Raw genomic sequence first — 22,907 nt, 5'->3', positions numbered from 1 at the left:
CTAACCACGCTAGCCGATCACGATGTCACGCGTTTCGTGGCTGTACGTGATGGTGACGGTTCCGCCGTCGTGGTTCAACTCGTGGTTGGCGCCATCGCGGGTGCCGAACGCACCGTAGTTCTCGTCCCACGAGCGGTTCAATGCGATCTTGTACGTGTAGAAGCCAGCGGGCAGTTCGGCCGTCAGCGTCCATAGCTGGACCAGAGGGTTGAACGTCATCTGGGCTTCGTCGTACTGCGGAGCCCAGTCCTCGGGTGCACCGAGGATCTTGTTGAAGTCTCCCGCGATCGCAACGGCGTCCGGCTGCGGCAAAGTCTCGACGGCGGAGGCCGCCTTGCTCTTGGCAGGCGCCTTGCGTGTGGTGGGCTTCTTTGTGGGAGCAGCAGTTTTCTTCGTCGCGGCGCGTTTAGTCGTCGCTGCCTTCTTTGTTTGGGCCTTTGCCGGCGGGGCCGTGGGCACCGGAACATCGGCTGGAACCGGCGTTCCGGCGTCGAGCGCTGCTGCAAAAGTTGCGACATCCGGGAAGGCAACCGTCGCACGCAGACCGTCCTCCGGAATGGTCCAGCCGGAACGGCCCTTGACCAGCCAGCCGGCCTTGACCAACTTGGCCGACGCCGAGGTCAAGGTCTTGTGCCCCCGCGGAATCCCGCCACTGAGCAATTCGGCCTCGTGATCGTTGAAAGGAACGCGCGCAGTCGCTTCGGCCAGCACTTCGCCGGCGTTCAGCGTTGCCCCGGACCACACGCCTTCAGCGAGGATGTCCAGTACGGCCTTCAGACGAAGGTTGGTGTTCTCGGCGGTGTTCGCGCCCATGCTTCTCCTTCTACGGTGGATACTCCCTTGCAGTTTGCCAATGAATTGTTAATTCCCGCGACTGCTGAAGGTAAACACCGTGTGTCGTGACCGAGTGTGACATCCCAGGCGCCGCAAGTGATCTACGGGTCTCGGCTGCCCGCTTCAGGCGTGCGGCACCGAAGCTTTGACCCACTCAGTGACCTCGTCCAGCAGCACCGCTTTTCGGGCTTCGCTGGCGAAGGAGGACCGGATGGAGTTGGCAGCAAGCGTGGCCTGTTCGGGCACCGAGAATTCCAGTACCTTCACCAGTTGCTCGAAGTTGTCGTCCACGTAACCGCCGAAGTAGGCGGGATCGTCCGAATTCACGCAAACGTTCAAACCGATCGCGAGCATCTCGGGCAGGGGGTGGTCAGCCAAGGTGTCCACGGCACGGAGGCGGACGTTGGACAGCGGGCAAACGGTGAGCGGCACCTGCTCGGCCACCAACCGCTGCACTACATCGGTGTCTTCCATGCACCGGATACCGTGATCGATCCGCTCCACGTGCAGGATGTCCAGCGCCTCGGTGATGTAGGAGGCCGGTCCTTCCTCACCAGCGTGGGCAATCCTTCGCAGGCCCGCCTCGCCGGCGCGCTGGTACAAGCGCTCAAATTTCGACGGCGGGTTGCCCACCTCTGCGGAGTCCAGCCCGATGCCCGCAATGGGAGCGTGCATGGCCAGGAGCTGGTCCAGCACCTCCAGCGCGGAATCCTCGGACATATCCCGCAGGAATGCCGCGATGAGGAGGGTCGAAACACCGAAGTCCTCCTCGGATGTCGCCAGGGCGTTGGCCACACCGTTGACGCAGGTTTCCAGCGCCACGCCCCGGGAGGTATGTGCCTGGGGATCCATCATGATTTCCGCGTGGCGCACTCCCCCAGCTGCTGCCCGCTTGAGGTAGGCCCGCGTCATGTCGGTGAAGTCCTGCTCGGTCTGCAGGACCGCCATGTTGGCGTAGTAGAGGTCCAGGAAGGACTGCAGGTCCGTGAACTGGTATTTTTCGCGCAGTTCGTCAATGTCTTCGTATGGCAGTTCGATGCCGTTGCGTTCGGCCAGCGCAAAGATCAGCTCTGGCTGGAGAGTCCCTTCGATGTGCAGGTGCAGTTCGGCAACCGGGGGCGCCGTGGTCGTAGTTTTCTCGCCAAAAGTTTCCACCCGACAACTCTAGGCCCCATCCGCGCACGTGTCCCGGAGCACTCAACTTGGTTCTCAAGCTCGGCACCCTCAAACTGAAAGGATGCAGACTTTCCTCCCTTTCGCCGATTTCCGTGAGAGTGCCGCGGCGCTCGACACTTCAAGGCTCGGCAAACAGCGCGTCGAAGCACTCCAGGTCCTCCGCGCATTGGTGATCCCGGAGTACGGTTGGCAGCAGCACCCGGCCGTCCGAATGTGGATGGGACACGTCCCGGCGCTCACCCTGTACGGCCTCGCGATGGCTGATGAGTGGATGAAGCGCGGCCACCCGGACAACACCCGGGACAACATCGCGGAGTTCGCCCCGCAGGCCGCACACCCGGACTACGCCTCCAGGATCATCATGCCGCCGTGGTTGGGACACGAGGACCTGCACCTCAGCCACCGTTCCAAGCTGATGGGCAAGGACCCCAAGCACTACGCCCAGGTCTTCCCGGGCACCGAGGAAAAGCTCGAGTACGTCTGGCCGGAGCCCAAGCACGAATTCCACCCGGAGGACCCCGAGGACGACCGCCTGCTCATCCTGCGTGCCAACGTGGAGGACCTCACCCCGGAGCAGCTCACCACCGTCAGCATGCCGCCGCATGGCAAGGCCAAGGCTGCGCCTGCTGCAGACCCCGACGAATACCAGTTCGTGTATGCCGAGGAGAAGTCCCGGCGGCAGGTGGGCGGCCCCAAGAAGCGTCCGGTCCAGCAGCGCGAGAAGAAGCCCACCCGGAAGCGCCAGGCACAGGAGCAGGCGTTCAACACCCTGCCTGGCAAGACCGAGCTGGCCGTTCCGTTCGACGGTGGGCAGACCTTCGCCGTCGGCCTGATCCAGGGCCGACCCATCACGGTTGATGGCCGCTTCGCCCGCAACTTCGAGGTCACCAGCGTGATCAAGCGCTCCGACTTCGACTACCCGGCACTGCTGCAGGATCCCCGGGTGTTCTTCCCGGTCCCGGCGCCCGCGCTGTAGCGGCACTCTTCACTGACTAACGACGGCGGCAGCCGGTTCCGTAGCTACGGAACCGGCTGCCGCCGTCGTTGGTTGTTGTGTGAGACGGTGGGTGCACGCACCTACCCGGGGAGGGCCATGGATTTCCAGCACATCATCGAAGCAGTGGGCCGGTACATGGATTTCGCCGGCGTGGCAGTCATGGTGATCGGGGCCCTGGTCTCCATCCCCATGGCCCTCAGGGGCTACCAGCCAAAGCGCGCCTCCGGCCTCGCGCCGTTCTCCCCCTACCGCTCGTACCGGCAACTGCTGGGCCGGTCCATTCTCTTGGGCCTTGAGCTCCTGGTGGCCGCCGACATCATCCGCACCGTCGCGGTCACCCCCACCTTTGAGAGCGTCGGGGTCCTGGCGATCATTGTGCTGATCCGTACGTTCCTCAGTTTCTCCCTCGAACTGGAAATCACCGGCCGCTGGCCCTGGCAGAAAGAACAAAAGCCCGACGCCGGTGAGAGGCTACGATCAAATTCATGACGCAGCCGTGGGGACCGGACATTCTTGGCGAAGGCTTTGAACAGCAAACGCTGAAACTCGACGACGGCGCTGTCGCCACCTTGGTGCGGTACGTCGGTTCCGGTCCGCAATGGTTGGACGGGCCGGAAGGCATGCGTATCGATGCTGACGTCCTCTACGTGCACGGCTGGTCCGACTACTTCTTCCAGCGCCACCTTGCAGAATTCTGGCATCGTGCCGGCGCACAGTTCTACGCCTTGGATCTGCACAACTACGGCCGCAGTCTCGCTCCTGGGCTCGTGCCAGGTTTCGTCACCAACCTGGCCGACTACGACGCCGACATCGAAGCAGCCCTCGAAGCCATGGGTCGTACTGGTGTTCCTGGCCGGGACAGGCCCCTCATTCTGCTGGGCCACTCCACGGGTGGTCTCACCCTGAGCTTGTGGGCCCATCGTCACCCCGGCGTCGCTTCGGCCCTGATCCTCAACAGCCCGTGGCTGGAATTCCAAGCCACCGAACTTGGCCGGCGTGCCATTGCGCCCCTGGTGGGACTCCACGCCAAGCTCCATCCATTGGCCCCCCTGCCGCCGGTGGATCCGGGCATCTACACCCGCGCCGTGTCCGCCGCTTTGGACGGCGAATGGGAGTACAACCTCGAGTGGCGGCCGGACAGAGGTTTCCCTATCACGCCGGCTTTCCTCGACGCAGTGTTCCGTGGCCAAGCCACCGTGGCAGCGGGCCTTGGTATCGACGTACCCGTACTGGTGCTGCTCTCGGACAAGAGCTACCTTCAGCCAAAATGGTCCGCGGACGCCCTCACGGCCGACGTCGCGCTGAACGTCGACGCCGTGGCCCACCGCTCGCTGTCGTTGGCTGACACCGTCACAGTGAGCCGGTTGCCGAACGCGTTCCACGACATCTTCCTGTCGCCCGAACCCATTCGGCGGGATGCCTTCGCCCGCATAGGCCGCTGGCTGCCCACTGCACTGCAACCGGCGGATGCAGTGCAGTGGGCAGCCAGGACCGCGGGCCTCTAGGAGCTACTTACCGAGTCCGGCCCTTCGCAGCGCCTCAGCCATGGCTGTGTTGGCGGGAGCGGCCGGCGCTTGCTGGGGCTTGCCCTGGCGGGGGTTGCCCTGCGGGGGCCGGCCTTGGTTTCCACCACGCTGGCCCTGCTGTCCACCTGAGCGCTGCGCTCCCGAGGCACGACCGCCGGAGGTGCGCCCACCGGCAGCGCCCGGTTCGTCGTCGAGCCTCAGGGTCAGGGAGATGCGCTTGCGTTCAGGATCGGCCTCAAGCACCTTGACGCGAACCACTTGGCCGGACTTCACGATTTCCCGCGGATCCGAGACGAACTTGTTGGACAGTGCCGACACGTGGACGAGTCCGTCCTGGTGCACTCCGACGTCCACGAAGGCGCCAAAGGCGGCAACGTTGGTCACTGTGCCTTCCAGGATCATTCCGGGCTTGAGGTCGGAGATCTTCTCGATGCCTTCAGAAAACGACGCCGCCTTGAACGCGGGACGGGGATCGCGGCCGGGCTTCTCCAGCTCGGACATGATGTCCTTGACCGTTGGCAGGCCGAAGATGCCATCAACGAACGCCTGCGGATCCAACGCCGTGGCGGGTCCGCCTCCCGCTGCCACCAGGATTTTGCGGGCCACGGAATACGCTTCGGGGTGCACGCTGGAGGCGTCCAGAGGCTCCGCTCCCCCGGTGATCCGGAGGAAGCCGGCGCACTGTTCGAACGCCTTGGCGCCCAGCCGGGGAACCTTCTTGAGGTCGCTGCGCTTGGCGAACGGACCATTCTCGTTCCGGTAGGCCACAATGTTCTCGCTCAGCAGCGGGCCTACGCCGGCCACTCGGCTCAGGAGCGCCGGCGAGGCGGTGTTCACATCCACGCCCACGGCGTTCACACAATCCTCCACCACGGCATCCAGGGAGCGATCCAGCTTCGCTGCGGTGACGTCGTGCTGATACTGGCCCACGCCGATGGACTTTGGTTCGATCTTCACGAGTTCGGCCAAGGGATCCTGCAGGCGACGGGCAATGGAGACAGCGCCGCGGAGCGAGACGTCCATGCCGGGCAGTTCCGAGGCGGCGAGCGCAGACGCGGAGTACACCGAAGCTCCGGCCTCGGAGACTACGAGCTTCTGGATCCCCTTGGAGCCGGCGGCTTCCAGGGATTTGATGAGCTCCGTGGCCAGCTTGTCCGTCTCGCGGGATGCCGTTCCGTTGCCGATCGCCACAAGTTCCACGTTGTACTGCTTGGCGAGCCGGCCGAGGGTGGCCAAGGCTTCGTCCCACTTTTTGGCGGGCGCGTGCGGATAAATAGTGTCAGTGGTGACCACCTTGCCGGTGCCATCCACCACTGCCACCTTCACGCCGGTGCGCAGTCCCGGGTCCAGGCCCAGGGTGGCCCGGTTACCCGCGGGGGCGGCGAGCAGCACGTCCCGGAGGTTGGCGGCGAAAACACGGACCGCTTCATCTTCCGCATCGGCGAACATGCGCCCGCGAAGGTCCGTGGTGAGGCGGTCCAGTATCCGGCCACGCCAGGCGAGCTGCGCGGTCTGCATCAGCCAGGTATCGGCGGGACGCCCCTGGTTGGCGACCCCAAGGCACTTGGCCACAGCGTTCTCGTACTTGCCGCGAGCGGCAGCCAGGGCGTCGTCGTCGGCGGGGTCCGCTTCGGCGAGATCCAACTCAAGCACGCCGTCCTTCTCACCACGCAAGAGGGCAAGCACACGGTGCGACGGCATGCCGGATGGAACCTGCGTGAACTCAAAGTAGTCCTTGAACTTCTGGCCCTCGGCCTCCATGCCCTTCTTGACGCGGGACACCATGCGCCCTTGCTTCCACAGTCGTTCTCGCAGGTCTTCCGCGAGCTCCGGGTCTTGCCCCACACGCTCCACCAGGATGGCGCGGGCACCCGCGAGCGCCGTGGTTGCATCTTCGATGGAGTGCTCGGCGTTCAGGTATTTGGCGGCTTCGGTGGCGGGGTCACGTTGCGGGTCGGCGAGGAGGACATCGGCCAGCGGCTCCAACCCTGCCTCGCGGGCGATCTGGGCTTTGGTGCGGCGCTTGGACTTGAAGGGAAGGTAGATGTCTTCCAGCCGGGCCTTGGTATCGGCCGCGACGACGGCGGCCTCCAGTTCGGGGGTTAGTTTGCCTTGAGCGGCAATCGCCTCGAGGACAGTCTTGCGGCGTTCCTCCAGTTCACGAAGGTAGCGAAGCCGCTCCTCAAGGTCGCGCAGTTGGGTGTCATCGAGCGTCCCGGTGACTTCCTTACGGTAGCGGGCGATGAAGGGAACGGTGGATCCGGCGTCGAGCAGTTCCACTGCGGCCTTGACCTGCCAGGCCTTGACGCCGAGTTCTTCGGCGATCAGGGCGTGGATGGCAGAGTCAGCTGACTGGTGTTGGAGATTTGAAGTCACCATGACAGTTTGCCTCACCCGGCTGACACTTTCAGGTCCGGGTACCCGGCAGGCCTATCCCGGCGGCCCTGTTAGTGCTGTAGTTGGACCATGCAGGAACTGCTCATCATCCTTCAGGACGGGTTTGTTTCCGATGACGTGACTGTGACCGTCAACGGCAAGGAAGCCGTGTCCGAGCATGGTGTATCCACCAAGATGCTGTTGGGAATGGCTGACGAAGTCACGGTGGAACTGCCGGCCAAAGGTGCCACCGTGGGCGTCGAGGTCAGCAGCAGGAAACTCAGCGCCACGAAGAAGCTCGCAGGAAAGCCAAAAAGCTTGATCGTCTCGATCGAAGACGGCGAACTCGTGCTGCGTGAAGGAACGGGCCGCGAGGCGTTCCTCTAGAGGAGTGCCTCGCGGCGGCTGGCGGTTGTTGTCACGGTGCGCCCTAGTGGGCCATGTGCTCCTTGGCGGAGATGTGCTCCACCATTTCGCCCAGGCGCTGCTCGGCGTAATGGTTGCGGGCGATGTCGCCTTGGCTGATGATGCCAACCAGCTTGTGGTCGCTGATGACAGGCAGGCGGCGAACTTGATGGTCCTCCATCATGGCCACGGCCTCGTCAACACTGGCATCGGCATCAACCCAGTACGGTTTGCCGGTGGCCAGCTCACTGGCACGGACTTCGCGGGCGTCCTTGCCTTCGGCCAAACACTTGACCACGATGTCGCGGTCGGTGATGAAGCCGGTGAGCTTGCCGTCGTGGCCGCAGATAGGAAGTGAACCGCAGTCCAGGTCCCTCATGAGCATGGCGGCTTCCTGAAGAGTCTTGTCCTCTTCTATGCACTGGGCATTGGTGGTCATGAATTCACGTACGGCACTCATGGGTACTCCTTCATCGATTGGGGTCATCGACGAGGGGCCTCTCGGCACCGACGCCGATGAGGTCAGCCTACGCTCGGAGGGAACCCCTGACCAGACGATCGTGGCACCTGTGGAGCAAGAAAACACCAAGGATTCCCTAGATATAATCCATTCGCTGGAGTATCCTCAACTTGGGTTACATACGGCTTCTGGGCATAGGCCACATCGACTCCTTTCGAGCTCTCCTCACGCGCACCCGCCACGCCTCGAACCGTCATATCGCACCTGCGCGACCGCGCCGGTGCGGACGTTTTACTGGTTGCTTGCAGAGCGAGAAAGATCCCCCCATGGACACCCCCAACGTCCCCAGTTCCCAATTCACCCCTGTCCCGGACGGCCCCACGCCCGTCCCCGTCCCACCATTCCCACCGGGCCCTTCGCCGTTTCCGGAGCCGCTGCCCGTTCCGCATCCCGTACCGATCCCCTGGCCGCCCGACGATTGGTGGAAATGCTGGCGTTCGTCAGCCATCAGCGGTCGCTACGAAGGGACTCAAGGTGGACCTGCCCTGATTGGAAGTTCGCTTGACCTCCGATTGGACGTTGATCCGCGCCGGAACGTTGAATCTCCCGTCCTGAACAAGGTCAGCGGCGACTTCTACAGCACGCGGTTCGTACGGGTCGGCGGCCGCTTCCAACTGGTGAAGACGTATGTCGAGTCCTGGATCGTGGACAACCCCACGGTGTCCATCACCCGGTGCAACGCCCGTATCTCCGGAACCGTGCGTTACTGGAAAGGAACCCATCTGGCCACCACCGTGGACATCCTGGTGTCATGGTCCGGCGGTGCCATCACTGGAGCCGTCGCCACTTTCACGGCCGGTGGCGTGGCGGGCAAGCCGTATGCCTGTTCCTACCGCTCGGATTCCTTCCGCGACATCACCCTGGAGCTGGACTACTGCTCATCGGTGGATGTGGAACCAAAGGTGCCGGTCTATAACAGCCACTCGCACAATAACCGTCCTGCCGATCTATCCAACCGGACCATCACCATCGAATCGTCCTACCGGGATGCCGGGATCGCCGTCACCGTTGATCCGGTCCATACGGTGATTGACGACAGCGCCGCCGGGTTCGCTTCGTGGAACGTCGGCGAACTGCACGACGCGATGGAAACGTCGTTCGGCAAGTTCAACTCAGGCTGGCCAGCCTGGAACATGTGGGGCATACAGGCCGGGATTTTCGACAGTGCCGGTGTGGGTGGCATCATGTTCGACGCCGCTGCGGGCTTCGGCGGCGCTGGTCGCGGACCGGATCGCCAAGGTTTCGCGGTCTTCCGCAACCACTCATGGTTCACCAACCTGGTTTCCAACCCCGCAAACCAGGACCAGGCGTGGGCCATGCGCCACTTCCTGTACACCTGGGTCCACGAGGCAGGGCACGCTTTCAACTTCCTGCATGCTTGGGACAAAGCCAGGCCGGACTCCTTGTCCTGGATGAATTACGACTGGAAATACGATCAGCGCAACGGCACAGACGCCTTTTGGGGCAACTTCCGCTTCCGGTTCGACGACGACGAACTACTCCATATGCGTCACGGCGACCGCGCGGCGGTGATCATGGGCGGCGATCCCTGGGCATCCGGCGGTCATCTGGAATCCCCTGCGGGCGCCATGACCGTGACCGGGCCGGGCAGCGACGTTGAACTGACACTGTCAGCGAAGAGCCTCTTCGACTACATGGAGCCGGTCTCCATAGAGTTCCGGCTGCGCAACACCAGCGACGTTCCGGTGATGGTGGACGCCAGGTTGGATCCGCGCTACGGAAACACCACGGTTTACGTCCAGAAACCCAACGGGACCATCGTGCTGCATGAATCGGTGGTGTGCTTCTATGGCCTCCCTGAGATGGTCACGCTGGGCCCTGCTCCGGATGGCGACAGCGATGGCAGCGACCGGTACAGCCAGCTGGTGCAACTCGCCTACGGAGTGGAGGGCTTCGCATTCGATGAACCCGGCCAGTACTTGATCCGGGCCGTGTACTCCACAGACGGCATCGTCCAGGCGTCCAACACCCTGCCCGTGCGTGTCGGCTTCCCGGTCACACGGGAAGAGGACAGGTTTGCTCCCGAGTTCTTTACCCGTGAGGTGGGCCTGACCTTGGCTTTCGAGGGGTCCATGTCGCCGCACTTGAGCAAGGGGTTGGATGCCCTCACTGAAGCAGCCGAGCGTTTCGGCGGTGAGCCTTTGGGCATCAAGGCGGCCACCGCCGTCGCGCAATCCGTGGGAGATGACTTCTACCGCCGCAAGGACGAAAAGATGGTCAAGCACCACAGCGCCGACCCCGAGCGGGCGCTTGCGCTGACGGATGCCGGCCTCGCCAGTTATCAGCAAGGAGCGGGCGCGGCGAGCAACTTGGCCTATCGCGGCCTCGTGGAGCTGCGCACTGAATTGCATGCCAAGGCGGACGACGCTGCGGCCGCAAAGTCCGAGGTGGAAACCCTCGCCAAGGATCTGGGCGCACGCGGCGCCAACGCTTCGGTGCTGGCCCAGGTCAAAGAACTGATCCCCTCAACTCCGGCGGCCCGTTCCCGCCGGTCGGCTCCGAGGAAGCCTGCCAAAAAGCCGTCGGATGGCTAGTTGGTCTATGGCTCCTCCGTAGCCGGCGTCGGCGGCACCTTGCCCTTGGGTGCCGCCGTCGCTCCTCTCCCGGCGGCTATTCCGCGATGTCCTCGGCCCACAGTTCCGGATGCTCCTCCTGGAAGGCGCGCATCATGTCCACGCACCGGGAGTCGTCCAGGACCACCACGTCCACCCCGCGTGAACGCAGCAGCTCGAATTCGCCCGGGAAGGTCTCTGCCTCTCCAACCACTACCCGCGGAATCTTGAACTGGATGATGGTCCCCGTGCACATCGCACACGGTGCCAGGGTGGTGTACAGCGTGGTGTCACGGTAGCTCTTCTGCCGCCCGGCGGCCCGCAGTGCGGACATCTCGCCGTGGGCAATCGGGTCACCGTGCTGCACACGCTCGTTGTGGCCACTCGCGATGACCACGCCGCCGCGGGCGAGTGCGGCCCCGATGGGAATCCCGCCCTCGCTGAGGCTCTTCTGCGCGGCTTGATAGGCGGCTTCGAAAGCGGGGTCTGCGATGCGGGCTGTTTCAGTCATGGGTGCAGTCTAAAGTGCACGGCGCTCAAAGCTGCCTGCTCTCTCTATTGTCAGAGCCCGCTGATAGCTTGGCTGCAAGGGTTTAACCACAGCATGGAAGGTAGGTGGGTCGCGGTGTTCTTTCTCGATCCGGAGACTGCAGGCGCACCCAAGGACCTGGTCTTCTCGGCCAGCGACCTCGTCATCGCTGCTACCTGCGAATACCAACTTCTCCGGAAGCTCGACGAAAAACTCGACCGCACCACCAAGCCGGATTTCGCACCGGACGCCATGCTGGACCGCACAGCCAAGCTGGGCGACGTCCACGAGCACCGCGTGCTGGATGAGTTCGTGGCCGAGTTCGGGCCGTGGGATCCGGCGACAGGAAAAGGCGTTTACGACGTCGTCCCCGCCACAGCGATGGACCGCGCCGCCCTTTCGGCCAAGCACGCGGAATCCATCAGAGCCTTGGGATCCGGGGCGGATATCGTGTTCCAGGCAGCTTTCTTCGACGGCCAGTTCCACGGACGCTCCGACTTCCTGGTGAAACGCCCCGGCGGCCAGTACGCCGTCTTCGACACCAAGCTCGCAAGGCACGCCAAGGTCACAGCCCTTCTGCAATTGGCCGCCTATGGAGATCAGCTCCTGCAGGCCGGCATCACGCCTGATCCCACCGTCACGCTGGTCCTCGGCAACAGAGTCCACAGCCACCATCCCCTCGCGCAAATCCTCCCGGTGTTCAAGGAACGCCGCGAACGCTTCCTCCGCATGACGGCCACCCATATTTCCGAGGATGGCCCGGTTCAATGGGGCGACGCCCGATACTCTGCGTGCGGCCGCTGTGACTACTGCGCTGAACAGGTCCGGCTGCATCGGGACCTCCTGATGGTGGCTGGTATGCGCATCAGCCGGCGCAAGAAGCTGATCGAGGCCGGCATCACCACCATCGACCAACTGGCGGCACAGCCCGCTTCAGGCGATTCGATGATGCTGCGACTCCGCGAGCAAGCCCGGCTTCAAACCGGCACCGGTACCCCTGACGGCACGGTCAGGTATACGGACAAAGCTGGCGAGGCCAAGGCCGTCAGCTACAACGTCCTCCCGGACAACACCCTCGGCCGGCTCCCGGCGCCGGACCCGGGCGATATCTTCTTCGACTTCGAAGGCGATCCCCTGTGGCAGGATCCGGCCACAGGAAAGTGGGGGCTTGAGTACCTCTTCGGCGTCATCGAGAACCCCGTGGAAACCGGGGCTGAACCTGTTTTCCGCCCCTTCTGGGCACATTCCCGAGCCGAAGAAGGCCAAGCGTTTGTTGACTTCCTGGACTACGTGGCCAAACGCCGTGCCACCTATCCCCGCATGCACATTTACCACTACGCTGCCTACGAAAAGACGGCGCTGAGAAACCTTTCCTTGGCGCATGTGGTGGGCGAAACCGCGGTGGACGACCTCCTGCGCCAAGGAGTCCTGGTGGACCTTTACGACACCGTCCGGCACAGCATCCGGGTCTCCGAGAATTCTTACAGCATCAAGAAACTCGAGCCCCTCTACATGGGACAGCATCTTCGTTCCGGTGATGTGACCGACGCCGGCGCTTCCGTGGTTGCCTATGCGGACTATTGCACGGCCAGGGATACCGGGCATCCCAAGGAAGCCGCTGCGATCTTGGAAGGCATCAGGGACTACAACCAGTACGACTGCTTGTCCACGCTGGAACTGCGCAACTGGTTGCTCGCCCGGGCCGCAGAGCGATCCATCGTGCCCGGTGGATTGGTTGAAGATGTCCCGCCCTCCGGGGAGCCGCAGCCCAAGTACGAGGCCGCGCCCGAAGAGACTGCCCTGACGGATTATTTGGCCGGCCTGCCGGAGACGGAACGGTCCACGCCCGATGCCCGTGCCGTGGGGATTGTCGCCGCTGGTGTCGGGTACCACCGACGCGAGGACAAGCAGCATTGGTGGGGGCATTTCGACCGCTTGGAGAAGCCCGTGTCCCAATGGGAGGACGGCCGTGACATCTTCACCGTGGAACGTGGCGTGGTACTGCAGGACTGGGCGAAACCGACTCCCCGCAAGAATCCGGTGCGCGTCAGCCGGCTGGTGGGCCGCTCCGGCGACGGCTCAGGACTGGAACCGGGCAAGACATACTTCCGGATGTTCGACTCTCCCCTGCCCGATGCCCTGGCCGCCAAGGAGTCGTCCGTGCTCGGCCGCGCCGGTTGGGGCGGTACGGAGGTCCTCGAAGTCGGTGAAATGGACGACGCCGAGACTGTCACCATCTCGGAACGGCTCCCCCGCGGCGCAGCCGAGTACAGCGAACTCCCCATGGCCCTGACCCCGGACAGTCCCATTTCCACGGACGGCCAGCGGGCGGCACTGGCAGCTTTGGCCACAAAGCTCAGTGCCTCGTTGCCGTCCTGGCCCCGGGACTGTTCATTGGACTTGGTGCGTCGGCAGCCTCCGCAGCTTCGCACCCTGGCCTCATTGCCTCCCGTGGGGGCCGGGCCGGATGGCTACATCGATGCCATCGCCGGCGCAGTGAAGGATTTGGACAACTCCTACCTTGCCGTCCAGGGGCCTCCAGGCAGCGGTAAGACGTTCGTGGGTTCGCACGTCATTGCCCGGCTTGTCGCTGAGGGATGGAAAGTGGGGGTGGTGGCCCAGTCCCATGCTGTGGTGGAGAACATGCTCTGCGCAGCAGTGCAAAAGGCCGGCGTTGATCCGCAGCGGGTGGCAAAGGAGGTCAAACATGGCGACCCCGTGCCGTGGAAACAATGCGGAAAGGGTGATGTCGAAGAGCTGTTGTCCAAGCCCGGCGGCGCACTTATTGGTGGAACCGCCTGGACAATGGTGGGCAGTTCGGTTCCCGCCGGCTCGCTGGACCTGCTGGTCATCGACGAGGCCGGGCAGTTCTCCCTGGCCAACACCATGGCCGTGAGCCGCGCTGCCAAGCGCCTCCTCCTCCTCGGTGATCCGCAGCAGCTGCCGCAGGTCACGCAGGGCAAGCACCCGGAGCCCGTGGATGAGTCAGCACTCGGCTGGCTGTCCGATGGCTACAACACCTTGCCACCTGAACTGGGCTATTTCCTGGCGTTGTCGTGGCGCATGCATCCCGATCTCTGCAGCGCAGTCTCAGGGCTCTCCTACGACAACCGGTTGGAGGCAGCACCGGCAGCCAAGGAGCGCCATCTGGAAGGGGCCGGTCCGGGAATTTCCTGTGTCTATGTCCCCCACACGGGAAACTCCACCAACTCACCCGAGGAAGCGGCAGAGGTGGTGCGGCAGGTCCAGGCCCACCTCGGCCTGCTCTGGCTCGACCCCTCCCAGTCCGCTGAATCAAAGTTCTCCGAACCACGCCCTCTGGAGGAGACCGACATCCTGGTGGTCGCCGCCTACAACGCGCAGGTCCAGCTGATCAAGCACCAGCTTCGGGCCGCCGGACTGGGCGGGGTTCGCGTAGGTACCGTGGACAAGTTCCAAGGCCAGGAAGCGCCCGTGGTGATTGTGTCCATGGCCGCCTCCGCAGCAGGGGAAGTCCCCCGCGGCATGGAGTTCCTGCTCTCACGCAACCGCATCAACGTGGCGGTCTCGCGCGGGCAGTGGCGTGCCGTCGTCGTACGTTCACCGGAGCTGACCAACTACCTGCCTACCCATCCAGAAGGCCTGGAAAACCTGGGCGGCTTCGTGGCCCTGTGCCAGCGCGCAGGGAGTTAGCGTCGGCCAGCCAGGGCGAGGGCTTCGTCGAGGACCCGGCCGAAGTTGGTCGGGTCATGCGCGAAGCGGCCCAGGAAGAGTCCCGAAACCCCGTCCAACTGCGGCAACAGGCCAGGCTTCGCGGAGCCCCCGTAAATGATGGGCAGGCCGCCCAGTCCGTGCTGACCCAACGAGTCCCGCAACGCCGCCGTGACCCGCGAAACATACGTGGCCGAGGCAGGTTCCGGAGCACCGATCGCCCACACCGGTTCATAAGCAACCACCAGATGCGAGGCAACGGACCAATCACCCGATACCGCTGCCTTAATCTGCCGGAACACAGTATCGGCCGCCGTCGCGGCCTCACTGACTTCCAGTTCCCCCACACACAGCAACGGGGTCAATCCAGCATCAACGGCGGCACCCACCTTCAGCGCGATCATCGCCTCGTCTTCGGCAAAGTAGCGACGCCGTTCCGCGTGACCGATCTCCACGAGCCCAACGCCGAGCTCAGCAAGCATCCCCGGTGAAACCTCCCCGGTCCACGGCCCATCGGCCCAGCTGCAGTTCTGCGCGCCGAGCACCAAGGGCGTGCCGCTCACCAACTGCGCGGCTTCGGGCAACACGGGAAACGACGGAATCACAAACGGGAACACCCGCCCGGCCGCCAGGGCCGGACGGGCGTCCACTTCCGCCACCAAGTGCTCCAACCACGCCAAGGACTGTGCGTAGCCCATGTACATTTTGGTGCTGACACCGATGAACATAGTGTTCAGGCCTGCGTCAGGAGCTGGCAGCATCACGGTTTACTTTCCCAGCAGTTCGTCGGCCTTGTTGCTGAACCGCTTGGTACCGAACATCAGCAGCGCCGCGACGAACGGCAACACACCCAGTGCGTAGACACCCATGGTGCCGGTGTCAGAGGCCGTGACCTGGTTGACCGTGGTGCGCAGGATCGGAGCCACGAACCCACCCAGGTTGCCCAGCGAGTTGATCAATCCGATGCCCGCAGCGGCGGCAGTTCCGGTGAGGAACGCCGTCGGGTACGACCAGCAAATGGGACCTGTGGACAGGAAGCTGCACACCGCCAGGGTGATGAAGATAATCCCGAGCGCCGGGAGCTGGTTGGCCCCGGCCCAAGCGGACCCGAAGATGCAGAGGCCGGTGGAAATGAACAGCGCCGTACCCCAGCGGCGACGACGAGCCACCGTGTTGGCGGCCTTGCCAATGAAGTAGCAGGCGAAGATGCCGAAGAACCATGGGATGGCGGCCAGAAGTCCGACGGCGATGCCCACCTTTTGACCGGTCAGTTGCGCCACCTGCTGTGGCAGGTAGAACGTCACGCCGTACACCGCTACCTGAAGGCAGAAGTAGATGACGGTGAAGTACCAGACACGGCCGTTCCGCATGGACGCCAGAACTCCGCGGGGACCGGTCTCTTCCTTGACGGTGTCCTCCAACGCCATGACGTCGGACAGCGCCGTCTTCTCTTCCTTGGTCAGGAACTTGGCATCCTGGGGGCTGTTGATGAGGAAGAAGTACGCCGCGATACCGGCCAGGACGGCGAGCATGCCCTCAACGAAGAACATGACCTGCCAGCCTGCGACGCCCGGAACCTGATCGCCGATGTTGATGAGCCAACCGGACAACGGCGCACCCATCATCTGCGAGAACGGCTGGGCCAGGTAGAAGATGGCGAACATCTTCACGCGGACCTTGTTGGGGAACCAGGCTGCGAGGAACATGATGACGCCGGGGAACAGGCCGGCTTCGGTGACACCCAGCAGGAAGCGAAGGATGATGAAGGACGTCTCACCCTGTACGAAGGCGAAGCACGCGGACACAATGCCCCACGTGATCGCAATGCGGGCAAGCCACACCTTGGCGCCGAACTTGGTGAGCAGCAGGTTGCTGGGGATCTCGAACAGTGCGTAGCCGATGAAGAAGATGCCGGCGCCCAGGGCGTAGGCGCCTGCGGTGATACCCCTGTCCACTTCCAGCGCGGCTTCGGCGAAGCCAACGTTGGTGCGGTCCAGGAAGGCCACCACGTACAGGATGACGAGCATTGGCATGAGCCGCCGCGACGCTTTGGAGATCGCCGATTTGAGGACCGGCGTGTCCAGCAACTCCCGAGTGGAATTGGTGGCAACAGACATTGAAACTCCTCTTTGAGTGACAGGAAATGACTAATGCAGCCGCGATCAGCGCGGGAAGAAAATGAGCACCATGCCCACTGCGCAGGCAAGGATGCCCACGGCAAGGTAGATCTTGCGTTCTCGTGTCCAGGTCCGCATGACGGCCTAATGCATGTACAGTCCGCCATCCACATTCAGCGTCTGGCCGGAGATGTATCCGGAGTCCTCGCTGATGAGGAAGGCGATAGCGGCGGCGATGTCACGGGTGGAGCCCACACGGTTCACCACGAGGTCCTTGGTGAGTTCGTCCTTGCGTTCCTGGCTCAGGGTGCCGCCCATGATGTCTGTGTCGATGGGGCCAGGTGAGATGGCGTTGACGGTGATGTCGTATTCGCCGAGTTCCCGGGCCGTGGCGCGGGTCAAGCCAATGACGCCGGCCTTGGCTACCGAGTACGGGGTCTTGGAGAACGTGCCGCCACCGCGCTGCGCGGACACGGAGGAGATGTTCACGATGCGGCCGATGCGGTGCTTGACCATGGACTCGGCCACACGGCGGGTGGCGTAGTGGACGCCGTTGAGGTTGATGTTGAGCACGCGGTCCCACTCGGCGGGTTCGAGTTCGAGGTACCCGACGGGTGAGCTGACTCCGGCCACGTTGGCCAGGGCGACGATCTGCGGCAGTTCGTTTTCGAGTTCGTCGATCGCGGCACGGACCTCGGCTTCGCTGGCAACGTTGGCACCAACACCGTGGGCCTGGACGCCGTATTCCGCGGCGATTTCCTTGGCTGCGATCTTGCAGGCGGCGTCGTCGAGGTCGATGATGCCGATGTTCCACCCTTGGGCGGCCAGGTAGTTGACGGTGGCGCGGCCAATGCCGCGTTCAGAGACGGCGCCGGTGACGATTGCGGTACGTTCACTAGGGAAAGTCATGTGTGTTCTCCTGGTAAGAGTCAGTTGATGGGTGCCGGGCCGAGCTCTTCAATGAGCTTCTGCATGGCGACGTAGGCCTTGTTGCGGTAGGCGATGAGTTCGGGAGTGCGCTCGGCGGGGACATTGAGGAAGCCGGCGCCTGTCTTGGTGCCGAGCTTGCCTGCTTCGACGAGGTCCGACAGGATCTTCGGCGTAGCGAATCGTTCCGGGAAGCCCGTTTGCAGCGACTTGTAGCAGAAGTTGTAGACGTCCAAACCGGCCATGTCCGCAATGGCGAACGGACCAAAGAATGGCAAGCGGAAGCCGAACGTCGTACGCACCAGGGTGTCGACGTCGTCCGCTGTTGCGATGCCCTGCTCCACCAGCTGCGCCGCTTCGTGGAACAGCGCGTACTGCAGGCGGTTGAGCACGAAACCGGTGACGTCCTTGACGACGGCTGTCTGCTTGCCGGCGGCGTGGACCAGCTCGCGGGAGGCTGCAACCGTTGCCGCGGAGGTTCCGGCGTGCGGGATGACCTCGACGCCCGGAATGAACGGCGAGGGGTTGGAGAAGTGCACGCCCAGGAACCGCTCCGGGTTGGTCACGGCTTCGGCCAGGGAAGCGATGGAAATGGTGGACGTGTTGGAGCCGATGAGGGCGTCCGGGCGGGCCGCAGCGCTGATCCGGGCGAGGGTCTGGTGCTTGATCTCCAAAACTTCGGGAACGCACTCCTCGATGAAGTCCGCATCCGAAACGGCCTCTTCGATGTCCTTGGCAGCCCACAGGTTTTGCTTGAGGATCTCGGTGGAGCCTTCCGGGAAAAGTCCGTCCGCGATGAACTGCTCCGATTCCACCAGCAGGCGGTCGTAGTTCTTCTGCGCCACTTCGGCCGACACATCGGCCAGCGCAACGCGGGCGCCGCCGAGCGCCAGTACCTGCGCGATGCCGCCACCCATATAGCCGGAACCCACGACGGCGATCTTCCGGGCTGCGTTGTTCGCGGAACCTTCGGTTGCTTCAGAAATGGTCATGATCAGACTGCCTTTGTGTAGTCGGGCTCGTAGGAGCAGATGGCGTCCACCTTGGCGGCGGAGGATGAGTTTTGGTCGAAGCGGTGGTCGAGCCACTCGCGTACGAGCTTTTTGGCCAGTTCCAAGCCAATCACCCGCTGGCCGAGCGTGAGGACCTGGGCGTTGTTGCTGAGGACGGACCGCTCCACGGAGTAGCTGTCGTGGGCGGTGACGGCGCGGATCCCGGGGACTTTGTTGGCTGCGATCGCCACACCAAGGCCGGTTCCGCAGATCAGGAGTGCCCGGTCGGCTTCGCCCTGGGCCACCTTGCGGGCGGCATCGACGGCGACGTGCGGGTAGGCGGTGGAATCGTTGGGCCCAACGCCCACGTCCGTTACGGATGCCACGCGCGGGTCGGCTTCCAACAGGGCAACGAGTGCCTGTTTGTATTCAACGCCGGCTTCGTCGTTGCCGACGATAATGCGCCAGCCTTGGGTGTTGCTCATGCTCAGGCTCCGTTTCCGGCCGGTGCCGCTGAAGAAGCGGTGGCCAGTTGTGCATCGATGAATTGAGAAATCCTGGCGGTGATCAGCCCAAAGGAGACTGCACCGGGATCGGGGTGGCCGAGGCTCTTTTCGGCGAGTGGACGGGCACGACCCTTGAGCGGACGCAGCTCCGCTGTCCTGGCGGCAGCGGACTCGGCGGCCGCAGCGGCAACTGCCAGGGCCCGGTCAACGGGAGCACCGCCGTCGAGCTCCGCCAGGAAGGCGTCCCGGAACGGGAGGAGCGCGTCCACCATGGTCTTGTCCCCGGGATCGGCCTTGCCCAGTTCCGTGATGGCGCGAACGAAGGCCTTCACGGCGGCAGCTGCGTCATCGGCGCTGTATGTTTCGCGGTTTCCCAGCGACTGCCCGGCCGCGATGACTGCCGAACCCCACAACGCTCCCGACGTCCCACCGGCTCGCTCGCTCCACGCTTCGCCAGCCGTCGCCAGGACACGTGCCACTGAAGAACCACTCGCAGCCTCACCGGCGGCCGCTGCAGCATCGACGCCGCGGCGCATGCCGATACCGTGGTCGCCATCGCCGGCGATCGCATCCAGTTTGCCGAGCTCCGCTTCATGCTCGACGACGACGTCCCGCACCTGGGCGAGAATCGCCACGGCCTGCCGCCCAAGTTCAGCGGCAGCCGGGGTGGGAAGTTCGACGTCGGCGGTTTCGGCGTCGTCGAATGCTGCCTCGGCGCGAGGTGCTCGGGGCGCCATGCTGCCCTTGCGGAACGCAGGCGTGTCAGCGGGGGCAGCCCAGTACTGCTCGAGTTCCTCGTCCAACCACAGCAAGGTCAGGGACAACCCCGACATGTCCAGGCTGGTCACCAGCTCGCCGCATTCGGGCTCAACAACAGTGAGTCCGGCGGCAGTGAGCAGCTTCTCAACTTTGCCGAACAGCAGGAACAGTTCGTCGTATTTCACAGTGCCCAAGCCGTTGACGATGGCGACCACGCGGTCCCCGGCGTCTTCGGGCTTGTCCGCGAGCAGCTTGGACACCAGGAGTTCGGCCAGCTCGGAAGCGGTGGGCATGGGGTGTTCGGAGATACCGGGTTCGCCGTGGATCCCCAGGCCCAGCGACATTTGCCCGGCCGGTACGTGGAACAGCGGGTCGGTTGCGCCGGGGAGCGTGCACCCGTCAAAGGCCACACCCAGCGAACGCGTCCTGTAATTGGTCTTGATGGCCAAACGCTCGACGCCGTCAAGGTCAAGTCCCGCTTCAGCGGCGGCGCCGGCGATCTTGAAAACGGTGAGGTCGCCCGCGATGCCGCGGCGCTTTTCGAGTTGTTCGATGGGTGCACTGGCGATGTCGTCCGTGACGGTGACCGTACGGGTTTCAATGCCCTCGGCGTTCAGCCGGAGCTGTGCCTGGCCGAAGTGCAGGACGTCGCCGGCGTAGTTACCGTAGCTGAGCAGGACACCGCCACCGGCGTTGGCTGCCTTGGCTACGCGGTAGACCTGGCCGGCGGCCGGCGAGGCGAACATGTTGCCGCACGCCGATCCCGCTGCAAGACCTGGGCCTACCAGCCCCGCGAAGGCCGGGTAGTGCCCGGAGCCGCCGCCAACCACCAGCGCTACCTGGCCGTGGGGGACCTCGGTGGACCGGACCACGCCACCATCGACGCGCGCCACGTAGCCGCGATTGGCGGCCACGAACCCGTCCAGCGCTTCATCGGCAAAGTCTGCCGGGTTATCGAAAATTTGGGTCATTTCCTAGACTCCTGCGAATTCGGCCGCGGGCTTTTGGCGTCCTTGGGCAACCTGGCTCTGTCCGAGGGCATAGCCGTCCGTCTTCGGCAGGACGTGCCTGCGGAGGTAGTCCTGGTTGCTGGCCGTAACACTCAGGCCGTCGCCGCCGTAGTGCTCGGTGCAAAGGATGCCCTGGAATCCCACGGACAGCGCGAGCTTGAAAGCCTCGCGGTAGTTGATCAGTCCGCTTTCCATCGGGGCCGGCATGGTGATGTAGCTGTCACGGGCCACGTCTTCGTCGCGGATGTAGTTCTTCATGTGCCAGTAGTTGGAGTACGGCAGCGTCTTGGCCACCATCTCGCGCCAGTCCTCGATGGGTCGGTGGAGGCGGATGAGGTTGCCGAGGTCGGGGTTGAGGCCCACATTGTCCAGGCCGATGTCCTGGACCAGTTGAACCGATGAGTCCGCCGTGCCGAGGTACGTATCCTCGTACATTTCCAGGGAGAGCAGGATGCCCGCCTCTGCTGCGTGCTTGCCGAGTTCTCGGATCCGGGAGACGGCGTTGCCCCACGCTTCCTTGTCCCCCACCGGATCTTTGTAGCCCTCGACTGTCCAGAACCACAGCTGCTTTTGCTGCTCCGGGGTGATGGCCTGATGGAGCCCGAACGACACCACTTCGCAGCCGAGCTCCGCAGCGGCGTCAATGGTGCGGTGGCTGTACGCCAAGTTGTCGGCCCAATCCGCGGTGTGGATGACGCTGCGGCGAATGGCGGAGATGACCGGAATACCGATGCCTACCTGGTCCGCCGTCTGCTTGAACTCGGCGAGGCGGTCCTTGCTGAGGTCACCGGGACGAACCCAGCTATCGGTGAGGTCCGCGTTCGCGAAACCTGCGTCCTTCACTTCCTGGAGGACAGAAGCCCAAACGGAAGCGTCGGCGTCGTTGACGTGCTGCCCCGCAGCGTCGGTGCCGGGGAACTGCAGGAGGGCCGCGGTGATGGGCCAATTCTCGGCGGTGTACGCCATGATGATCACTCCTTCGTGGAATCCTGTTTCCTATAGGATTTACGAACCAAGCAAAGCTGTCAACCCTTTTGCGAAACTTCCTAGATCCTATATGTCTTACATATGCCTGTGAAGAGGGTCACGGATCTCAGTAAAAAGGGCCCGCCAGCACTGCCAGCGAGCCCAAGGATGAGCGCAGGCCTATTCCTCCGGAGCGTCAGCCATCGCCCGGCCACGCACCTTTTGGACGTGGTCGATCATCATTTCTGCGGCCTTCTCCGGGTCACCACCGGCCATGGCGTCAAGCACGGCCTGATGCTCGGCAATAGCCTGCTCTGCGTCGGTGATGCCCACTCCCCCGAACAGCCGGAACCGTTGTATCTGGCCGCCGAGTGTGTTGTATGCGGCGAGGAGGAATTGGTTGTTCGCCTGCGCGGCGATGAGTTGATGGAACCGCTCGTCGGCCTCGAGGTAGTTGCGGTACTCGGCAAACGTGCCTCCGCGCGGCGCGGTCTTGAGGTCATCGACCGCTTGCTTCAGCGCCTCCAAGCCGTCGGGCGTCATGCGCGAACAGGCCAAACGGGCATTGACCGGCTCGATGGACAGCCGTGCCTCCATCAGTTCGGCAAAGTCCTCCCGAGTGAAGACAGGAGCCACGCGATAGCCCTTGAGCGCAACACGGCGGACCATCCCCGTATGCTCCAGTCGGGCCAACGCTTCCCTAACAGGAGTTGGAGAAACGTCCAGTTCCCGCGCCATCCCGTCAATGCTCACTGCCGCCCCGGGTTCCAGCCGTCCGTCCATGAGCCACTCCAAAAGGGCCTCGTAGACGTGGTCGGCCAGCACTTGGCGGCTGACGGGAAAGCCAGCACGGCCAGCGGTCGGGGAAGGTTCAGCCATGCCCCAAATCCTATAGGAACGCGGGCCCGTGACCAGGTAAGCGCCCTGTCACATTCCCCAACCCGCTCGCAGTTGTGGTTGTTATCGAGGCTCAGAACAACCACTACTGCCATTCACTTGGGCGG

Annotated in this window: 19 protein-coding genes; 6 read left to right on the top strand and 13 right to left on the bottom strand. The window is 63.8% G+C overall.

Going from position 1 to position 22,907, the window contains the following annotated elements; all coding sequences use genetic code 11:
* Positions 1–9: 9 nt before the first annotated feature.
* Together ACR30Z_RS05435 and ACR30Z_RS05430 are read right to left on the bottom strand one after the other, a co-directional pair.
* Positions 10–813 carry a pullulanase X25 domain-containing protein gene (locus ACR30Z_RS05435; protein WP_434371471.1) on the bottom strand — a complete coding sequence of 268 codons (804 nt, stop codon included), beginning with the start codon at positions 811–813 and terminating at the stop codon, positions 10–12.
* A 144-nt stretch (positions 814–957) separates the two neighbouring features.
* Entirely contained in the window at positions 958–1,989 is a 1,032-nt protein-coding gene (locus tag ACR30Z_RS05430; RefSeq protein ID WP_144647907.1) for an adenosine deaminase, read from the bottom strand.
* Positions 1,990–2,071: 82 nt separating this feature from the next.
* Here ACR30Z_RS05430 and ACR30Z_RS05425 point away from each other — a divergent pair, with 82 nt between their 5' ends.
* From ACR30Z_RS05425 to ACR30Z_RS05415, 3 genes are all read left to right on the top strand, one after another.
* Entirely contained in the window at positions 2,072–2,986 is a 915-nt protein-coding gene (locus ACR30Z_RS05425) for an MSMEG_6728 family protein (protein ID WP_144647909.1), read from the top strand.
* A gap of 117 nt (positions 2,987–3,103) precedes the next feature.
* A complete protein-coding gene (locus ACR30Z_RS05420) occupies positions 3,104–3,496 on the top strand; it encodes a DUF1622 domain-containing protein (RefSeq protein ID WP_434371470.1) in 393 nt (130 codons plus the stop codon).
* Complete coding sequence (locus tag ACR30Z_RS05415) at positions 3,493–4,512, top strand: alpha/beta hydrolase (RefSeq protein ID WP_144647912.1); 1,020 nt, start codon at positions 3,493–3,495, stop codon at positions 4,510–4,512. The genes ACR30Z_RS05420 and ACR30Z_RS05415 overlap by 4 nt, the downstream gene beginning before the upstream one ends.
* Before the next feature lie 3 nt (positions 4,513–4,515).
* On the opposite strand, the gene ACR30Z_RS05410 is transcribed toward ACR30Z_RS05415, so the two are convergent.
* Entirely contained in the window at positions 4,516–6,912 is a 2,397-nt protein-coding gene (locus ACR30Z_RS05410; protein WP_434371469.1) for a Tex family protein, read from the bottom strand.
* Positions 6,913–6,999: 87 nt separating this feature from the next.
* Here ACR30Z_RS05410 and ACR30Z_RS05405 point away from each other — a divergent pair, with 87 nt between their 5' ends.
* Positions 7,000–7,296: a hypothetical protein gene (locus tag ACR30Z_RS05405; protein ID WP_144647917.1), complete on the top strand. Its 297-nt coding sequence runs from the start codon at positions 7,000–7,002 to the stop codon at positions 7,294–7,296.
* 43 nt (positions 7,297–7,339) lie between these two features.
* On the opposite strand, the gene ACR30Z_RS05400 is transcribed toward ACR30Z_RS05405, so the two are convergent.
* Positions 7,340–7,774 carry a CBS domain-containing protein gene (locus ACR30Z_RS05400; protein WP_144647919.1) on the bottom strand — a complete coding sequence of 145 codons (435 nt, stop codon included), beginning with the start codon at positions 7,772–7,774 and terminating at the stop codon, positions 7,340–7,342.
* A 326-nt stretch (positions 7,775–8,100) separates the two neighbouring features.
* On the opposite strand from ACR30Z_RS05400, the gene ACR30Z_RS05395 reads away from it, so the two are divergent.
* Positions 8,101–10,389 (top strand): hypothetical protein, encoded by a 2,289-nt coding sequence (locus ACR30Z_RS05395; protein ID WP_434371468.1) that lies wholly within the window; start codon positions 8,101–8,103, stop codon positions 10,387–10,389.
* A 76-nt stretch (positions 10,390–10,465) separates the two neighbouring features.
* Here the strand turns inward: ACR30Z_RS05395 and ACR30Z_RS05390 are convergent, their stop codons facing one another.
* Complete coding sequence (locus ACR30Z_RS05390; RefSeq protein ID WP_144647923.1) at positions 10,466–10,918, bottom strand: nucleoside deaminase; 453 nt, start codon at positions 10,916–10,918, stop codon at positions 10,466–10,468.
* A gap of 114 nt (positions 10,919–11,032) precedes the next feature.
* Between ACR30Z_RS05390 and ACR30Z_RS05385 the strand changes: the two genes are divergently transcribed.
* Positions 11,033–14,608, top strand: coding sequence for a TM0106 family RecB-like putative nuclease (locus ACR30Z_RS05385; protein WP_434371742.1), 3,576 nt, complete (start codon positions 11,033–11,035; stop codon positions 14,606–14,608).
* Here the strand turns inward: ACR30Z_RS05385 and ACR30Z_RS05380 are convergent.
* From ACR30Z_RS05380 to ACR30Z_RS05345, 8 genes are all read right to left on the bottom strand, one after another.
* On the bottom strand, positions 14,605–15,387 hold the full coding sequence (locus ACR30Z_RS05380) for a triose-phosphate isomerase family protein (RefSeq protein ID WP_434371467.1): 783 nt from the start codon (positions 15,385–15,387) through the stop codon (positions 14,605–14,607). The genes ACR30Z_RS05385 and ACR30Z_RS05380 overlap by 4 nt on opposite strands.
* 6 nt (positions 15,388–15,393) lie before the next feature.
* Positions 15,394–16,743, bottom strand: a complete 1,350-nt coding sequence (locus tag ACR30Z_RS05375) for an MFS transporter (protein WP_144647927.1) — start codon at positions 16,741–16,743, stop codon at positions 15,394–15,396.
* A gap of 144 nt (positions 16,744–16,887) precedes the next feature.
* Complete coding sequence (locus ACR30Z_RS05370) at positions 16,888–17,652, bottom strand: SDR family NAD(P)-dependent oxidoreductase (protein WP_144647929.1); 765 nt, start codon at positions 17,650–17,652, stop codon at positions 16,888–16,890.
* 20 nt (positions 17,653–17,672) lie between these two features.
* Positions 17,673–18,662: a 3-hydroxyacyl-CoA dehydrogenase family protein gene (locus tag ACR30Z_RS05365; RefSeq protein WP_434371466.1), complete on the bottom strand. Its 990-nt coding sequence runs from the start codon at positions 18,660–18,662 to the stop codon at positions 17,673–17,675.
* A 2-nt stretch (positions 18,663–18,664) separates the two neighbouring features.
* Positions 18,665–19,147 carry a ribose-5-phosphate isomerase gene (locus ACR30Z_RS05360; protein WP_434371465.1) on the bottom strand — a complete coding sequence of 161 codons (483 nt, stop codon included), beginning with the start codon at positions 19,145–19,147 and terminating at the stop codon, positions 18,665–18,667.
* A 2-nt stretch (positions 19,148–19,149) separates the two neighbouring features.
* Positions 19,150–20,898 carry a dihydroxyacetone kinase subunit DhaL gene (gene dhaL / locus ACR30Z_RS05355; protein ID WP_434371464.1) on the bottom strand — a complete coding sequence of 583 codons (1,749 nt, stop codon included), beginning with the start codon at positions 20,896–20,898 and terminating at the stop codon, positions 19,150–19,152.
* 3 nt (positions 20,899–20,901) lie between these two features.
* Positions 20,902–21,903 carry a sugar phosphate isomerase/epimerase family protein gene (locus tag ACR30Z_RS05350; RefSeq protein ID WP_434371463.1) on the bottom strand — a complete coding sequence of 334 codons (1,002 nt, stop codon included), beginning with the start codon at positions 21,901–21,903 and terminating at the stop codon, positions 20,902–20,904.
* Between the two features lie 180 nt (positions 21,904–22,083).
* A complete protein-coding gene (locus ACR30Z_RS05345; protein ID WP_434371462.1) occupies positions 22,084–22,782 on the bottom strand; it encodes a GntR family transcriptional regulator in 699 nt (232 codons plus the stop codon).
* Between the last annotated feature and the right edge of the window lie 125 nt (positions 22,783–22,907).

Source organism: Paenarthrobacter sp. FR1, from assembly GCF_051106045.1.
Classification (GTDB): domain Bacteria; phylum Actinomycetota; class Actinomycetes; order Actinomycetales; family Micrococcaceae; genus Arthrobacter; species Arthrobacter nitroguajacolicus_A.
This window is presented reverse-complemented; position numbering and strand designations above follow the sequence as displayed.

Bases quoted from the DNA above. Each gene is read 5' to 3' on its own strand.
- ACR30Z_RS05400 (WP_144647919.1), bottom strand. From the start codon at position 7,774: ATGAGTGCCGTACGTGAATTCATGACCACCAATGCCCAGTGCATAGAA.
- ACR30Z_RS05390 (WP_144647923.1), bottom strand. From the start codon at position 10,918: ATGACTGAAACAGCCCGCATCGCAGACCCCGCTTTCGAAGCCGCCTAT.
- ACR30Z_RS05365 (WP_434371466.1), bottom strand. From the start codon at position 18,662: ATGACCATTTCTGAAGCAACCGAAGGTTCCGCGAACAACGCAGCCCGG.
- ACR30Z_RS05395 (WP_434371468.1), top strand. From the start codon at position 8,101: ATGGACACCCCCAACGTCCCCAGTTCCCAATTCACCCCTGTCCCGGAC.
- ACR30Z_RS05420 (WP_434371470.1), top strand. From the start codon at position 3,104: ATGGATTTCCAGCACATCATCGAAGCAGTGGGCCGGTACATGGATTTC.
- ACR30Z_RS05415 (WP_144647912.1), top strand. From the start codon at position 3,493: ATGACGCAGCCGTGGGGACCGGACATTCTTGGCGAAGGCTTTGAACAG.
- ACR30Z_RS05380 (WP_434371467.1), bottom strand. From the start codon at position 15,387: ATGCTGCCAGCTCCTGACGCAGGCCTGAACACTATGTTCATCGGTGTC.
- dhaL (WP_434371464.1), bottom strand. From the start codon at position 20,898: ATGACCCAAATTTTCGATAACCCGGCAGACTTTGCCGATGAAGCGCTG.
- ACR30Z_RS05350 (WP_434371463.1), bottom strand. From the start codon at position 21,903: ATGGCGTACACCGCCGAGAATTGGCCCATCACCGCGGCCCTCCTGCAG.
- ACR30Z_RS05405 (WP_144647917.1), top strand. From the start codon at position 7,000: ATGCAGGAACTGCTCATCATCCTTCAGGACGGGTTTGTTTCCGATGAC.
- ACR30Z_RS05345 (WP_434371462.1), bottom strand. From the start codon at position 22,782: ATGGCTGAACCTTCCCCGACCGCTGGCCGTGCTGGCTTTCCCGTCAGC.
- ACR30Z_RS05370 (WP_144647929.1), bottom strand. From the start codon at position 17,652: ATGACTTTCCCTAGTGAACGTACCGCAATCGTCACCGGCGCCGTCTCT.
- ACR30Z_RS05425 (WP_144647909.1), top strand. From the start codon at position 2,072: ATGCAGACTTTCCTCCCTTTCGCCGATTTCCGTGAGAGTGCCGCGGCG.
- ACR30Z_RS05410 (WP_434371469.1), bottom strand. From the start codon at position 6,912: ATGGTGACTTCAAATCTCCAACACCAGTCAGCTGACTCTGCCATCCAC.
- ACR30Z_RS05375 (WP_144647927.1), bottom strand. From the start codon at position 16,743: ATGTCTGTTGCCACCAATTCCACTCGGGAGTTGCTGGACACGCCGGTC.
- ACR30Z_RS05360 (WP_434371465.1), bottom strand. From the start codon at position 19,147: ATGAGCAACACCCAAGGCTGGCGCATTATCGTCGGCAACGACGAAGCC.
- ACR30Z_RS05435 (WP_434371471.1), bottom strand. From the start codon at position 813: ATGGGCGCGAACACCGCCGAGAACACCAACCTTCGTCTGAAGGCCGTA.